At 69.0% G+C, this 14,745-nt stretch carries 14 protein-coding genes and 1 riboswitch; of the genes, 7 read left to right on the plus strand and 7 right to left on the minus strand.

The window, feature by feature from the left end:
- Window positions 1-174 precede the first annotated feature (174 nt).
- The 3 genes from FFF93_RS11780 to thiO all read right to left on the minus strand — a co-directional run bounded on the left by FFF93_RS11780 (window position 175) and on the right by thiO (window position 2,485).
- Window positions 175-984 (minus strand): thiazole synthase, encoded by an 810-nt coding sequence (locus FFF93_RS11780; protein WP_138768749.1) that lies wholly within the window; start codon window positions 982-984, stop codon window positions 175-177.
- 5 nt (window positions 985-989) lie between these two features.
- Window positions 990-1,226 (minus strand): sulfur carrier protein ThiS, encoded by a 237-nt coding sequence (gene thiS, locus FFF93_RS11785; RefSeq protein ID WP_138768748.1) that lies wholly within the window; start codon window positions 1,224-1,226, stop codon window positions 990-992.
- Window positions 1,223-2,485 carry a glycine oxidase ThiO gene (thiO, locus tag FFF93_RS11790; protein WP_138768747.1) on the minus strand — a complete coding sequence of 421 codons (1,263 nt, stop codon included), beginning with the start codon at window positions 2,483-2,485 and terminating at the stop codon, window positions 1,223-1,225. The genes thiS and thiO overlap by 4 nt, the downstream gene beginning before the upstream one ends.
- Window positions 2,477-2,597, minus strand: a riboswitch (TPP riboswitch). It overlaps the preceding gene by 9 nt.
- 26 nt (window positions 2,598-2,623) lie before the next feature.
- Here thiO and thiE point away from each other — a divergent pair.
- On the plus strand, window positions 2,624-3,340 hold the full coding sequence (gene thiE, locus FFF93_RS11795; RefSeq protein ID WP_138768746.1) for a thiamine phosphate synthase: 717 nt from the start codon (window positions 2,624-2,626) through the stop codon (window positions 3,338-3,340).
- Here thiE and FFF93_RS11800 read toward each other — a convergent pair.
- The gene (locus tag FFF93_RS11800; RefSeq protein ID WP_138768745.1) at window positions 3,337-4,008 is read right to left on the minus strand and encodes a ferritin-like fold-containing protein; all 672 of its coding nucleotides are present in this window, start codon (window positions 4,006-4,008) and stop codon (window positions 3,337-3,339) included. The genes thiE and FFF93_RS11800 overlap by 4 nt on opposite strands.
- 41 nt (window positions 4,009-4,049) lie before the next feature.
- Here FFF93_RS11800 and FFF93_RS11805 point away from each other — a divergent pair, with 41 nt between their 5' ends.
- The 3 genes from FFF93_RS11805 (at window position 4,050) to FFF93_RS11815 (ending at window position 8,547) form a co-directional block, all read left to right on the plus strand.
- The gene (locus FFF93_RS11805) at window positions 4,050-5,576 is read left to right on the plus strand and encodes an RNB domain-containing ribonuclease (RefSeq protein ID WP_138768744.1); all 1,527 of its coding nucleotides are present in this window, start codon (window positions 4,050-4,052) and stop codon (window positions 5,574-5,576) included.
- 329 nt (window positions 5,577-5,905) lie between these two features.
- Window positions 5,906-7,657 carry a DEAD/DEAH box helicase gene (locus FFF93_RS11810; RefSeq protein WP_138768743.1) on the plus strand — a complete coding sequence of 584 codons (1,752 nt, stop codon included), beginning with the start codon at window positions 5,906-5,908 and terminating at the stop codon, window positions 7,655-7,657.
- A gap of 8 nt (window positions 7,658-7,665) precedes the next feature.
- Window positions 7,666-8,547, plus strand: a complete 882-nt coding sequence (locus FFF93_RS11815; RefSeq protein ID WP_138768742.1) for a site-specific DNA-methyltransferase — start codon at window positions 7,666-7,668, stop codon at window positions 8,545-8,547.
- Between the two features lie 65 nt (window positions 8,548-8,612).
- On the opposite strand, the gene FFF93_RS11820 is transcribed toward FFF93_RS11815, so the two are convergent.
- On the minus strand, window positions 8,613-9,221 hold the full coding sequence (locus tag FFF93_RS11820; protein WP_138770399.1) for a MarC family protein: 609 nt from the start codon (window positions 9,219-9,221) through the stop codon (window positions 8,613-8,615).
- A gap of 8 nt (window positions 9,222-9,229) precedes the next feature.
- Window positions 9,230-10,075, minus strand: coding sequence for a PHP domain-containing protein (locus FFF93_RS11825; RefSeq protein WP_138768741.1), 846 nt, complete (start codon window positions 10,073-10,075; stop codon window positions 9,230-9,232).
- Window positions 10,076-10,146: 71 nt separating this feature from the next.
- Between FFF93_RS11825 and FFF93_RS11830 the strand changes: the two genes are divergently transcribed.
- Window positions 10,147-11,730: an aminopeptidase P family protein gene (locus FFF93_RS11830; RefSeq protein WP_138768740.1), complete on the plus strand. Its 1,584-nt coding sequence runs from the start codon at window positions 10,147-10,149 to the stop codon at window positions 11,728-11,730.
- An 88-nt stretch (window positions 11,731-11,818) separates the two neighbouring features.
- On the opposite strand, the gene FFF93_RS11835 is transcribed toward FFF93_RS11830, so the two are convergent.
- Window positions 11,819-12,676: a general stress protein gene (locus tag FFF93_RS11835; RefSeq protein WP_138768739.1), complete on the minus strand. Its 858-nt coding sequence runs from the start codon at window positions 12,674-12,676 to the stop codon at window positions 11,819-11,821.
- 77 nt (window positions 12,677-12,753) lie between these two features.
- Between FFF93_RS11835 and FFF93_RS11840 the strand changes: the two genes are divergently transcribed.
- A complete protein-coding gene (locus FFF93_RS11840) occupies window positions 12,754-14,037 on the plus strand; it encodes a magnesium transporter MgtE N-terminal domain-containing protein (protein ID WP_138768738.1) in 1,284 nt (427 codons plus the stop codon).
- On the plus strand, window positions 14,018-14,743 hold the full coding sequence (locus FFF93_RS11845) for a DUF1003 domain-containing protein (protein WP_138768737.1): 726 nt from the start codon (window positions 14,018-14,020) through the stop codon (window positions 14,741-14,743). Before FFF93_RS11840 ends, FFF93_RS11845 begins: the two co-directional genes overlap by 20 nt.
- Window positions 14,744-14,745 lie beyond the last annotated feature (2 nt).

The raw sequence follows: 14,745 nt of genomic DNA on the forward strand, positions 1-14,745 counted from the left end.
TCGTCGAGGCGGGCCCCCGGAGCGGGAAGGCTTCCCGGGACGTGCCGGCGGCCTGCAGACCTTGTTTCCGCGGTCTTATGCATCAGGATAGACACTGGAGTAATTCTTTGACAGTGCTCGATTACCCTGCATTGTCAGTCCCAGTGCTGTTTTCCGGATCGGCACAGGTATTCCCTACAGGAACTCGGCCCGGCCCTCCATGGCGGACGAGGCGAGGGCATGCTCTCGGCGCGGAATCCGGCCCGCCTTCCGGGCAAGCCTGCCCGCGATGACGGCGTGTTTGAACGCCTCCCCCATCAGCGCCGGGTCCTGGGCGCGGGTCACAGCCGTGGCGAGCAGCACGGCGTCGCAGCCCAGCTCCATCGCGAGCGCGGCATCGGAGGCTGTGCCGATGCCGGCGTCGAGGACCACCGGCACGGAAGCCCGGGAAACGATCAGTTCGATGTTGTGCGGGTTCAGGATGCCCAGTCCGGTGCCGATCGGGGCGCCCAGGGGCATGACGGCGGTCGCGCCTAGGTGTTCCAGCCGGAGGGCCAGTACGGGGTCATCGTTCGTGTAGGCGAAGACCTTGAAGCCGCGGGACACCAGCTGTTCGGTGGCCTCCACGAGTTCCACGGCGTCGGGCAGCAAGGTGTGCTCGTCGGCGATCACCTCGAGCTTCACCCAGTCCGTCTCAAGTGCTTCGCGGGCCAGTTCGGCCGTGAGGACGGCGTCCCGGGCGGTGAAGCAGCCGGCCGTGTTGGGCAGCACGCGGATATTCTGCTCCGCCAGCAGCTGGAACAGCGACCCGGTCTCCGCCGGCGAGTAGCGGCGCATGGCCACCGTGGTGAGTTCCGTGCCGGAGGCCACGAGCGCGGCACCGAGGCCGTGCAGGCTCGGCGCACCGCCGGTGCCCATAATGAGCCGCGAGCCCAGCTCCACCCCGTCCACCGTGAACGGGTCCATGCCGGTCTGCTGCAAAGGCTTCAGCGTTGTTTCTTCCATGGTGTTCATCCTCCCTGGACTGCCGTGACGAGTTCGACGTCGTCGCCCTCGGCGAGCGCCGTCGCGTGCCACTGGCTGCGCGGCACCACCTCGGCGTTGCGGGCGACGGCGACGCCGAGCTGCCGGCCGTCCGTGGCCTGCCCGTTGGCGGCCAGGCTCCGGCCGGTGACGACGCTGACCAGGGCGCTGACCGTGGCGCCGTCGGCGACGGCGTGCTGTTCCCCGTTGAGTTTGATGTTCATGCTGTTGTCCTGTCTTTCGGTGAAAAGTCCTGAGCCGCGGAATCCCGGGGGCCGGAAAAGCGGTCCGGGCGGAACCGGGCCCAGCGCGGGTCCGGCTGCCCGTCCAGCAGCGCCCGGCAGATCGCGGCGGCCGCCGGGGTCAGCAGGACACCGTGCCGGAAGAAGCCGGTGGCAATGATCAGTCCTTCGATGTCCTGCCCGCTTCCGGGGCGGGATGCGCGGCCCAGCAGCGGGGCGTTGTCCGGTGTTCCCGGCCGCGCCCGGGCGGTGGCCTCGAGCAGTTCCAGTTCGGCGACGGCGGGGAGCAGCTGCTGCGCGTCGCGCAGCAGCTGGTACACGCCACCGGCCGAGACGGCGCCAGGGTTCGAGGGTGCATCCTCGCGCTGGGTCGCCCCGATCACGACGGTGCCGTCCGCCCGCGGGACGATGTACACCGGAACCCCCCGGACCAGCCCCCGCACCGTGGAGCGCAAGAGCGGCCGGAGCCGTTCAGGCACCCGGAGCCGGAGGATGTCCCCGTAGACCGGCCGCAGCGGCAAGGCCAGTCCCTCGGGCAAACCCTGCAGGTCCGCCGCCCCGAGGCCGTTGGCCACAATGGTCTCCCCGGCCCGGAGCTCCCCGCCACCCTCGAGGACGACACCGGCGACGCGTCCGCCGTCCCAGAGCAGCCCGCCGGCGCGTCTGGCCACGGCCGTGAACCGGTCGTCCGCGGCCAGCAATGTACCGATCCTGGCCAGCAGCCGGCGCGGGTCAACCTGGTGGTCGGCGGGGATGCCGAAGGCGCAGGAGATGCCGGGGTTGAGCAAGGGCTCGCGGGTACGCGCCTCACGCACGGTCAACGGCTCCACGGCGAGCCCGCAGGCCTGCTGCACCTCCCGCAGGTCCGCGAGCGCCCGGCGGTCGGCCGCGTCCGCGCCGATTGCGAGGGTCGGCGTCGTGAGATACCCGGTGCCGCCCGCCTCCCCCGCGCCGCCGTCCAGGCCGGCGGCGAAGCCGGGCCACAGCCGTGCGGCTTCCAGCATGAGGGCCAGGAGCCCTTCTTCCTGGTAGTGCAGTTCGCTCACGGGCGCCAGCATGCCGGCGGCGGCCCAGCTGGCCCCGCTCCCGGGTGCGGGGTCGATCAGGGCCACCGAACGGCCCGAGCGGCGTGCCTCCCAGGCGATCCCGTGGCCGATCACCCCGCCGCCGATCACGGCGACGTCGTACCACTTCGCTGATGGGCCCGCCGGTGCGGCGGATGGTGAGACGGACAGGTCCATGGGCTTCCTTCCCTACGCCGGTACTAGCCGGATCAGGTCAAGCGGTCGGCTCTGACGCCCTCTCAGCCCTGCGGCCCGGTATCGGGCGGCGCGGGCTCCCGCGGTATTCGCCCAGTTTAGAGGAACTAGGCTTGGAACATGAGCCAAGATGTCCACACCACCGCCCGCCTGTACCTGTGCACCGATGCCCGGAAGGGCCGCGGCGACTTCGAGGATTTCGTCGACGCCGCCTTTGCCGGCGGGGTGGACATCATCCAGTTGCGGGACAAGTCGCTGGAGGCGGCCGAGGAGCTCGAACTGCTGGAGGTCCTGCACTCCGTGGCGCACCGGCACGGCCGGCTCTGGGCCGTGAACGACCGCGCCGACCTCGCCTCGCTGGCCGGGGCACCGGTCTTCCATATCGGCCAAAAAGACATTCCCTTCGCCGCGGCCCGGGAGTTCCTGGGCAAGGGCACCGTGATCGGGATGTCCACGCACACCCCGGAGCAGGTTGACGCCGCCATCGCCGCGGCCCCCGGCCGGAGCGGGCTGGACTACTTCTGTGTGGGGCCGGTCTGGGCCACCCCCACGAAGCCGGGCCGCGCCGCCGTCGGGCTGGACCTGGTGCGCTACGCCGCCGCGGCGATTGAACGGGCCGAGGCCGGGGACAGCGGCAGGGTCTCCGGGGTGGTGCCGTGGTTCGCGATCGGCGGCATCGACCTGTCCAACGTGGAGCAGGTGGTCGACGCCGGCGCCCACCGCATCGTGGTGGTCCGGGCGATTACCGAGGCCGACGATCCCGCCGGGGCAGCGCGGGCGCTGCTCGCCGCGCTCGACGCCGGGGCGGAAGCCAACGCCGGGGCCGCGTCCAACTAGCCCGCGAGCCCCAGCTGGGACATCCGGCGGGAGTGGGCGGCGGCGAGCTCGGCAGTCAGTTCGCGGACGAGCTCTCCGGCCCGTGCCTCGTCCACCCCGGCGAGGCCGCCGAGGAGCGCATGGTCCACGCTGACCCGCTGGGCCTGGGTGAGCGCCTCGCCCAGCAGCCGCCGCGCCCACAGGGCCAGCCGGGAAGCCAGCCGGGGATCATCGGCGAGCGCCGCCTTGAGCCGCTCGCCCAGCACTGCCGTCGCGCCCTCGGACGACTGGATCGTGCGGATCAGGCTTGCCGTGTCGGCGTCGACGTAGCCGGAAATGGACCGGTAGAAATCTGCCGAGACCGTGTCGATCACGTACGCCTTCATCAGCGATTCGTACCAGTCAGAAGGGCGGGTGCGCTCATGGAAATGGTCCACGGACGGCTGGAACGGCAGCATGGCTTCCTCCGCGTCGATGCCAAGCTCCGCCAGTTTCGCGCAGACCAGTTCGAAGTGCTGGAACTCGCTGACGGCAAGGCCGCCCAGCACCGCACGGTCGCGCAGCGTGGGCGAATACCGCGCGTCGGAGGAAAGCCGTTCGAAGGCCGAAAGTTCCCCGTAGGCCATCACGCCCAGCAGGTCCCGGAGAAAACGCGGGTCACGGACGGGGTCGGCCGGGGAAGTGCTCATGCTTCAAGACTAATAGCGGAAATCGGGCTAACCTGATTTTCGTGTCTCATCATCGCCTGACCCCGAGCGTGCGCCAGCAGCAGAACCAATTGGCCCAGGCGCTCAAAGCCCTGCGCACCACGCTGGAGCTGCCGGGTCCGTTCCCGGAAGACGTGCTCCGCGACGCCGAGGCGGCCGTGGCCAGCCATGAGCTGCCGCCACTGGACCTGACGCATGTGGAGTTCGTGACCATCGATCCTGCGTCCTCGACGGACCTGGACCAGGCGTTGTACATTGATCGCGCCGGCGAGGGGTACAAGGTCTTCTACGCGATCGCGGACGTCCCTTCCTTCGTCGCCCCCGGAAGTGCGCTCGACGCCGAAACGCGCCGCCGCGGCCAGACGTTCTACACCCCGGAGGGCCGCATTCCGCTGCACCCCGAGGTCATCAGCGAGGCGGCCGGCAGCCTGCTCGCGGGCCAGCTCTGCGCAGCCTTCGTCTGGGAGTTTGAGCTCGACGCCGCCGCCGAGGTGTCCTCCGTCATGGTGCGCCGGGCACAGGTCCGCAGCCGGGCCAAGCTCAGCTACCACGGCGTGCAGGCTGAACTCGACGGCGGTACCGCGGACCCCCTGCTGCAGTTGCTGAAGGAAGTCGGCAGCAAGCGGGTGGAACTGGAACGCCTGCGCGGCGGGGCCAGCCTGAACATGCCGGAGCAGGAAATCGAGCAGCTGCCCGACGGCGGCTACCGGATTGTCGCTGCCCCGCCACTGCCGGTGGAGGACTGGAACGCCCAGATCTCGCTGATGACCGGCATGGCCGCCGCGGAGCTGATGCTCCGGGGCAAGGTGGGCATCCTGCGCACCATGCCCGCACCGGACGAGCGTTCGCTGCGGCATTTCCGGCGCCAGACCGGCGCCCTCGGCAAACCCTGGGACGGGCAGGTCAGCTACGGGGAATACCTGCGCACCCTGGACCCCACTGACCCCCGCCAGCTGGCGATTGTCCACTCGGCCGGCATGCTCTTCCGCGGTGCCGGTTATACCCCTTTCGACGGCCAGGTCCCGGAGGACGCGATCCAGTCGGCCATCGGCGCGGCGTATGCCCACTCCACCGCCCCGCTGCGGCGCCTGATCGACCGCTTCGTCCTCGTCATCTGCGAGGCGCTGTCCAACGGCGCAGAGGTTCCCGGCTGGGCCCGCGAGGCGCTCCCCTCGCTGCCGGCCATCATGGCAGCCTCGGACCAGCTTGCCGCCAAGCTGGAACGGTTGTCGCTGGACACGGTGGAAGCCGCTCTGCTGATCAACCACATCGGGCAGGAGTTTGATGCCGTCGTGATTTCCGGCTCAAAGCCGGCCAAGAACGGCACGGCGGGGTCAGACGGCAACGGGAACGGCACCAGCAACGGCAAGGCAAACGCAACCGGGAAGGGGAACGGCAACGGGAACGGCCCGTCCGGGATCGTGCAGATCGCCGAGCCCGCGGTGACGGCCCGCTGCCCCGGTGAACTCGAATCCGGCACCCAGGTCCGGGTGCGCGTTGTGTCCTCGGACATCGCTAAGCGGGAAGTCCGGCTGGAGCTCGTCGGCTGATTCTTCGGCGACGGTTCGGTCCCGGCTCCGCGCCTGCGGGGCACACAGCCGCGCCGCACCGCGGGCCCCCGTCGAGGTTCGCAACGGCGAACGGCTAGACTGGAAGGGTAGTAATGGATGCCCGGTCGTTGATTTCCATGTTTTTCGAATTCAACAAGCCCGCCCCTACGCGATCTTGAGTAACACCCGCTGGTCCCAGTGCCAGCATTCAGATAGCCCGCGATCGGCTTCCACTGGACTTGCCTGCGCATCTGAGCGTGCTCCGGAACGGCCAAGCGCCGGCCCCGTTGAGCAAGCAGCGCAGCCCAAATGAATAAGGAAACTCCCCTGTGAGTGAATTGCACACGCACCAGCTTCTGACCGACGAATCCGGCACGGAATCGATTGAGCCGGAAGAGACCATCATCTCGGACGAAAAGCCGCACGAAATCGCGGAAAAGTCCTTCGCCGACTACAATGTCCGCGCCGACATTGTTGAATCCCTCGCCGACGCGGGCATCACGCACCCGTTCCCGATCCAGGCCATGACACTGCCCGTCGCCCTGGCCGGCCACGACATCATCGGCCAGGCCAAGACCGGCACCGGCAAGACCCTCGGCTTCGGGATCCCGGCCCTGCAGCGCGTCGTCGGCCGCGACGACGCCGGTTACGCCGCGCTTCCGGCTGCGGGAGCCCCGCAGGCCCTCGTGATCGTCCCGACCCGCGAGCTGGCCGTGCAGGTCGCCAGCGACCTGCAGAACGCCGCCCGCAAGCGCAACGCACGGATCACCACGATCTATGGCGGCCGCGCGTACGAGCCGCAGGTCGAGGCGCTGCAGCAGGGCGTCGAGATCGTCGTCGGCACCCCGGGCCGCCTGATCGACCTCTACAAGCAGAAGCACCTCGTGCTCAAGAACGTCAAGATGGTCATCCTCGACGAGGCTGACGAGATGCTGGACCTCGGCTTCCTGCCCGACGTCGAGACCCTCATCGCCGGCACCCCGGCCGTCCGCCAGACCCTGCTGTTCTCCGCCACCATGCCCGGCCCGGTCATCGCGATGGCGCGCCGCTACATGACCCAGCCCACCCACATCCGTGCGGCGGACCCCGAGGACGAGGGCCTGACCAAGCGCGACATCCGCCAGCTGATCTACCGTGCCCACAGCATGGACAAGATCGAGGTGGTGGCCCGCATCCTGCAGGCCCGCGGACGCGGCCGGACCATCATCTTCACCAAGACCAAGCGCACCGCGGCGAAGGTCGCCGAGGAACTCGTGGACCGCGGCTTCGCCGCCGCGGCGATCCACGGCGACCTCGGCCAGGGCGCCCGCGAGCAGGCACTGCGCGCCTTCCGCAACAACAAGGTGGATGTCCTCGTCGCCACCGACGTTGCGGCACGCGGCATCGACGTCGACGACGTCACGCACGTGATCAACTACCAGTGCGTCGAAGACGAGAAGATCTACCTGCACCGCGTCGGCCGCACCGGACGCGCCGGCAACAAGGGCACCGCCGTGACCTTCGTCGACTGGGACGACATGCCCCGCTGGGGCCTGATCAACAAGGCCCTGGGCCTGAGCGTGCCCGAGCCGGTTGAGACCTACTCCTCCTCGCCGCACCTGTACGAGGAGCTGGACATTCCCGAGGGCACCAAGGGCCGTCTCCCCCGCGACAAGCGGGTACTCGCCGGCGTCGACGCCGAAGTCCTCGAGGACCTCGGCGAAACCGGCAAGAAGAACACGCGCGGCAGCGGACAAACCAGCGGACGCGACGGCGGCCGTTCCGGCTCCCGTGACGGCGGACGCTCCGGCTCCCGCGAGGGCGGACGCGAACGCTCGACCCGTGACGGCGGACGCTCCGGCTCCCGCGAGGGCGGGCCCGACAGCGCACGCTCGGGCGAGCGCCGTCGTCGTTCCCCCGAGGCGGAAACCGCCACCGGCCCCGCCGAGGCAACGGCTCCGGCCGCCGCAACGGCCAGCGCCCCGACCGAGGTCGACCGGGCCACCCGGGCGCGCCGCCGGACCCGTACCCGCCGCCGCAACGGCGAAGTCGTCACCGGCGAGGCCCAGGGCGGCGCCCCGGCACGCAGCGCCGAGGCCTAATCCGCTCCATGGCTGACACCGTCTGGGCGCCGGACGGCAGCAATCTGGTGGTACACGCGGACAACGCGGAGTACCTCCCGACGCTGCCGGACGGCGCCTTCACACTCATTTACGTGGATCCGCCCTTCAACACCGGCCGGGTCCAGAAGCGCCAGGAAACCAAGATGGTGCTCAACGCCGGCGGCGAGGGCGACCGCGTCGGCTTCAAGGGCCGGTCCTACGACACGATCAAAGGCGCGCTGCACAAGTACGACGACGCGTTCAGCGACTACTGGTCCTTTTTGGAGCCTCGGCTCGTCGAAGCCTGGCGGCTGCTCGCCGACGACGGCACCCTGTACCTGCACCTCGACTACCGCGAGGTGCACTACGCCAAGGTCATGCTGGATGCGATCTTCGGCCGCGAGTGCTTCCTCAACGAAATCATCTGGGCCTATGACTACGGCGCCCGCGCCAAGTTCCGCTGGCCCACCAAGCACGACAACATCCTCGTGTACGTGAAGAACCCGGCCAAATACCACTTCGACAGCGCCGAGGTGGACCGCGAACCGTACATGGCGCCCGGTTTGGTCACCCCGGCAAAGCGCGAACTCGGCAAGCTGCCCACCGACGTCTGGTGGCACACGATTGTCTCGCCTACCGGGAAGGAAAAGACCGGGTACCCGACGCAGAAGCCCGAGGGCCTGATCCGCCGGGTGGTCGCCGCCTCCAGCCGTCCCGGCGACTGGTGCCTGGACTTCTTCGCCGGCTCCGGCACGCTCGGCGCCGTCGCCGCGAAGCTCGACCGGAAGTTCGTGTGCGTGGACCAGAACCAGGCCGCCGTCGACGTGATGGCCACCCGGCTCGGCCCGCACGCCGCGTTCACCACCGGGCCCGGCACGGCACCCAACTAGCTCGCACTAGTTGTCGTTAGGGCGACCCAAAACGACAACAACCGCCAGCCAGTTGGGCGGCGCCGTCAGGTCCAGCTCTTGACGAACGCGTGCACGGCGTCGGCGATCATCTGCACCGCGATCGCGGAGAGCAAGAGGCCCGCGATCCGGGTGACCAGTTCGACGCCGTTCTCGCCCAGGGCGCGCTGCACGACGCCGGCGAAGCGCATCGCCAGGTACAGGGACGCAAGCGTCACGGCGATCCCCAGCCCGACGGCAAGGTACTGCGCCATGCTGTCGGAGCGCTGCACAAAGACCATCACCGCCACGATCGCGCCCGGGCCGGCCATCAGCGGCGTACCCAGCGGAACAAACGCGACGTTCTTGTACTTCGCCGCGTTCTCCTCGCCGCTGGTGGACCCGGTGAGCAACTGGAGCGCGATCAGCACCAGGAGCAGGCCGCCGGCGCCCTGCAGCGCGGCGAGCGAAATGTGCATGTAGTTCAGGATGGACTGCCCGAAAATCGCGAAGGTCACGATCACCCCGGTTGCCACGAGCAGGGCCTGCAGCGCCGACATGTTCCGGTCCCTGGCGTCCATCTGCGCCGTCAGGGACATGAAGATCGGCACCGTCCCGGGCGGATCCATGATCACGAACAGCGTAACGATCACGGAGGCCAGGAGCTGAAGGTCAATCCACTCCATCAACGCACCACGGACGAACCGGTGCCCAGCTCCTCGATCCGGGCCAGCACCTCCGGCGCGGTCAGGTTCTCGCCCAGCACGTTGGGTTTCCCGGCCCCGTGGTAGTCGGAGGACCCGGTCACGAGCAGGCCGTGCCGTTGCGCGAGGCGGCGCAGGAAGACCCGGCCCTCCTCCGGGTTGTCCCGGTGGTCAATCTCCAGGCCGGCCAGGCCGGCGTCGATCATCTCCCGGTAGGTGCGGTCCCCCACGATCCGTCCCCGGGAGGACGCGACGGGATGCGCGAAGACCGGCACGCCGCCGGCCTCGCGGACGAGTTCAACGGCGTAGGCAGGCTCCGGCGCGTAATGCTGCACCCAGTAGCGCGAGCGTGAGGTCAGGATCGTGTCGAAGGCCTCGCTGCGGTCCGCCACGACGCCGGCTGCAACCAGGGCGTCGGCGATGTGCGGACGGCCCAGGGTGGCACCGGGGGCAACGTGGTGGATGACGTCGTCCCAGTTCAGCGGATAGTCCTCGGCGAGCAGGCTGACCATCCGTTCGGCCCGGGTGAAGCGAGCATCCTTGGCTTTGGTGATCTCCTCCAGCAGCCCGGGGTGGGCCGGGTCGTGCAGGTAGCAAAGCAGGTGGACGCTGATGCCCTCGTGGGTCCGGCAGGAAATTTCCATACCCGGGACCAGGGCCACGGCGAGCTCCCGGGCGGCGGCGGCGGCCTCGGTCCAGCCATCGGTGGAATCGTGGTCAGTCAGGGCGACGACGTCGAGCCCGGCCTGCGCCGCGGACGCGATCACCTCCGCGGGCGCTTGGGTGCCGTCGGAAACATTCGAGTGGGCATGCAGGTCAATCCTCACCTCCCCAGCCTAGTAGATTCGCCGGGGCGCCTTGTTGGCCTCTGCCGCGCCGCTGGTGAGACTATGGGACGGTGAACGATGCAGATAACACCCAAGTCTCCGCTTCCCAGCCCCTCGACGAGCGCGTCAACAACCGCTCCCAGCGGCCCAGCTCCGACGCCTTCAAGGCGTTCATGGCCAGCAACTGGGCCCCGTCCCGGCAGCAGCTGCCCGAACGGGATGCCGTCGCAGGCCACGCCGCCAACCGCCGCCGGGCCATCTCCGAGCTGTTCAAAGGTGAACGCCTGGTCATCCCCGCCGGCCCGCTGAAGGTCCGCTCCAACGACTGCGATTACCGTTTCCGTCCGCACTCGGGCTTCGCGCACCTGACCGGGCTGGGCCTGGACCACGAGCCCGACGCCGTGCTGGTCCTGGAGCCCACTGACGAGGGCAAGGGCGACGACGGCGGCCACCACCGCGCTACCCTGTACTTCCGTCCGCTGGCCGGTCGCGACACCGAGCAGTTCTACGCCGACTCCCGCTCGGGTGAGTTCTGGATCGGCGCCCGGCCGACCCTCGCCGAGTTCAAGGCCCAGCTGGGCCTGGAAACCGCTGACTTGGCCGAACTCGAACTCGCCATCACCAAGGACGTCGGCGCCCCGGAAATCGGCGGCATCTCCATCCGGCTGGTGCGCAAGGTGGACGAGAACATCGACGCGCTCGTGGACACCGCGCGCTACAACACCGCCAAGGACCCGGAGAACCTGGACCTGGGCGTCCTCGACGCGCTCGATGAGAAGCTCAGCGAGGCGCTCTCCGAACTGCGCCTGATCAAGGACGAGTGGGAAGTCGAGCAGATGAAGGTCGCCGTGGCCGCTACGGTGCAGGGCTTCACCGAGGTGGTCAAGGCCCTTCCGCGGGCCCTCACCCACCGTCGTGGCGAGCGTGTGGTCGAGGGCGCGTTCTTCGCCCGCGCCCGCGAAGAAGGCAACGAGCTCGGCTACGACACCATTGCCGCCTCCGGCAACAACGCCACCGTGCTGCATTGGACCCGGAACACCGGCAAGGTCAACGCCGGCGAGCTGCTGCTGCTGGACGCCGGCGTTGAGGCGGACTCCCTCTACACCGCGGACATCACCCGCACGCTGCCGGCCAACGGCACCTTCTCCGAGATCCAGCGCAAGGTTTACGAGGCAGTGCTCGACGCCGCGGACGCCGGCTTCGCCGCCGCGCAGCCCGGAACCAAGTTCCGCGATATCCACACCGCGGCCACCACCGTGCTGGCCGAGCGACTTGCCGAGTGGGGACTGCTGCCGGTCTCGGTCGAAGAAGCCATCAGCGCCGAGGGCCAGCAGCACCGCCGCTGGATGCCGCACGGCACCAGCCACCACCTGGGCCTGGACGTGCACGACTGCGCCCAGGCCAAGCGCGAACTGTACCTGGACGGCGTCTTGGCCCCGGGCATGGTCTTCACGATCGAACCCGGGCTCTACTTCAAGGCGGAGGACCTCGGCATTCCGGCGGAATACCGGGGCATCGGTGTCCGGATTGAGGACGACATCCTGATGACGGCCGACGGTCCGGTCAACCTGAGCGCCGCGCTGCCGCGCAAGGCCGACGACGTCGAGTCCTGGATGGCCGGCATCTACCAGGAAGTTGACGCCCAGCAGCCGTAACAGGCCTGGCAGGAACGCAAAAGGGAGGGCCGCAGGCCCTCCCTTTTGACTGCCCGGCACAGGGGCCGGACTCCTGTGCCGGTGCGGCTTAGCGCTGCTCGCCGTCCGGGCGCGGTTCTTCCTGACTTCCCTGATGTTCCGGTCCCTGCTGTCCCGGACCGCGCTGGGCATCCGTGACGCGGACGCCGTACTGCGGGCGGCCGTCGGGAAGGTCCGGGTAACTGACGCCGGAGGGGCGGGCCGGTTCCTGCGCCACCGGCTCGCCGGCGGCGGTCTGCTGCGGGGCGGCGTCGGCTGCCCGCTGGCCGTAAGGGTCGCTCCAGCCCGCGGGACGCTGCGGCATCGGCGCCTGTCCCGGCTGCCCGGGCTGCTGCGGGCCCTGCTGGTAGGGCTGGTGCTGGTGGTCGAACTGCTGGTAGCCCGGGACGGAGGCATCGTGCTGGGTCATCGGCAGCTGGTGCAGCAGGCGGCGGGCCTCATGGGCGGCCTCGAAGGCCACCACGACGTCGTAGTTGGTCGCCACCACCTGGTTGGTCGACGTGAAGTCGCGCTTGCCGCGCTGCATCGCGTACGTGACGATGCCGAAGAGCATAAAGAAAGCCGCGCCCATCAGTACCGAGGTGACGATCGAGAAGTAGCCGTCGGACGTCGAGAAGAAGGACAGCATGACCCCGACGAAGAGGCCGAACCACATGCCACTCAGCGCGCCGGAGAGCGCCACGCGGGGATAGGTGAGCCGGCCGGTGACCCGCTCCACCATCTTCAGGTCGTTGCCGACGATGGAGACAAGCTGCACGGGAAACTGCTGGTCCGCCAGATAGTCCACCGCCTTCTGGGCGTCCAGGTAGGAGTTGTAGGAACCGACGGTGTCTCCCTTGGGTACAGCACGTGACTCGTCCGCCCCGCCGGGAGCGCCGGCCTTTGGACCACCAAAAATGTTTGACATACGCCCATTCTCACCCATCCGGCTGGGCGGCGCCTGCAAATTCAGCTAAAAGAGAGCGGACTCGGTAGCCTGTAGGTGTGAGCACAACTCTTTCGCGGGTATTTGTCGCGCGCCTCCTTGGACTGGACGTCTTCGACCCTCTGGGCGACCGTCTGGGCAGGCTGCGCGATGTCGTGGTGCTCTCCCGCGGCAACCGCGGCGCCCCGCACGTGGTGGGCATCGTCGTCGAAGTTCCCGGCAAAAAGCGCGTCTTCGTGCCGATGACCCGGATCACCTCCATCGACCAGACCCAGATCATCTGCACCGGCCTGGTGAACCTGCGCCGCTTCGAACAGCGCGGCGCGGAAACCCTGGTGGTGGCCGAGATGTTCGACCGCCGGGTAACCCTGGCGGACGGCAGCGGGGACGCCACCATCGAGGACATCGCGATGGACCGGCACCGCTCCGGCGACTGGTTCGTCAGCAAGCTCTTCGTGCGCCGCGGCCACTCCCTCTCGCCGCTGAGCAGGCTGCGCCGCAACGAAACCATGATCATCGACTGGGCCGACGCCCAGCAGGGTGCCCGCACGGAACCCCAGGCCGCCACCCAGTTCGTCGCCACCCACGAGGACCTCAAGCCCGCCGACTTCGCCGAGGCCCTCCAGGAGATGAGCGACAAGCGCCGTTTCGAGGTCGCCAGCGAGCTCCAGGATGAACGCCTCGCCGACGTGCTGCAGGAAATGCCCGAGGGCGACCAGGTGGAAATCCTCTCCGCCCTCGACGTCGAGCGCGCCGCCGACGTGCTCGAGGAGATGGACCCCGACGACGCCGCCGACCTCCTCGCCGAGCTTCCCAGCGCCCAGGCCGAGGAACTGCTCCAGCTGATGGAACCCGAAGGCGCCGAGGACGTGCGCCGCCTGCTCGAATACGACGAGGACACCGCCGGCGGCCTGATGACGCCCGTTCCTGTCATCCTGCCCCCGGAGGCGACCGTCGCCGAGGCCCTGGCCCACGTCCGGCGCGAGGAGCTCTCGCCCGCGCTGGCCTCCTCGATCTTCATCGCGCGGCCGCCGCTGGAGACGCCCACGGGACGTTTCCTCGGCGTCGTGCATATTCAGCAGCTGCTGCGCTATCCGCCGCCGGAACCGCTGGGCAACTTGGTGGATAAGAACCTCGAGCCGGTCTCGGACCAGGCCCACATCAGCGAGGTGGCCCGCACCCTGGCCACCTACAACCTCAACTCGCTCCCCGTGGTCAACGAGGACGGCCGGCTCGTCGGGGCGGTGACTGTTGATGACGTGCTTGATCATCTGTTGCCCGATGACTGGCGCGCCCACGAGGACGACGCCCCGATAAGGAAACTTGGAGGCCGCATTGGCTGATAGCAGTACCCCACGGAACTCCAACGTCCGCCCCGGGGCACGGACCGCCGGCGGCCTCGACACGCCCCTGAGCGGCCGGGCGCGGATCCTGCCCAAATTCTCACCCAACCCGGACGCTTTCGGCCACGCCACGGAGGGCTTCGCCCGGTTTATGGGCACTCCGACGTTCCTGGTCTACATGACGGTGTTCTGCGTTTTCTGGCTGGTCTGGAACACCTTCGCGCCGGAACAGTGGCAGTTCGACTCGCAGGCGCTCGGCTACACCCTGCTGACCCTGATGCTCTCCCTTCAGGCTTCCTACGCCGCGCCCCTGCTGCTGCTGGCGCAAAACCGCCAGGACGACCGGGACCGCGTCTCGCTGGAACAGGACCGCCAGCGCGCCGAACGCAACCTCTCGGACACCGAGTACCTGACCCGTGAGCTGGCCTCGCTGCGCATTGCCCTGCGAGAGGTCGCCACCCGCGACTTCGTCCGGGCCGAGTTGCGCAGCCTGCTGGAGGACATGCTCGAGGCGCAGGAGGAACTGCGCACCCACGACCCCTCCGCCGGCGCCCACGAGTCCCCGCGCGACAAGGTCAAGGAAAAGCTCAAGGAACGCCGCGACAAACAGCGCAACCCGCGCACCCAGCAGATCCCGCGCGTCCGGGCCGAGGGCAGGCCCGACGGCCCGCAAACCTCTGCCCACCGCACCTCCCCCGAAAGCTGAGC

It is taken from the genome of Arthrobacter sp. KBS0702, from assembly GCF_005937985.2.
Classification (GTDB): Bacteria; Actinomycetota; Actinomycetes; order Actinomycetales; family Micrococcaceae; genus Arthrobacter.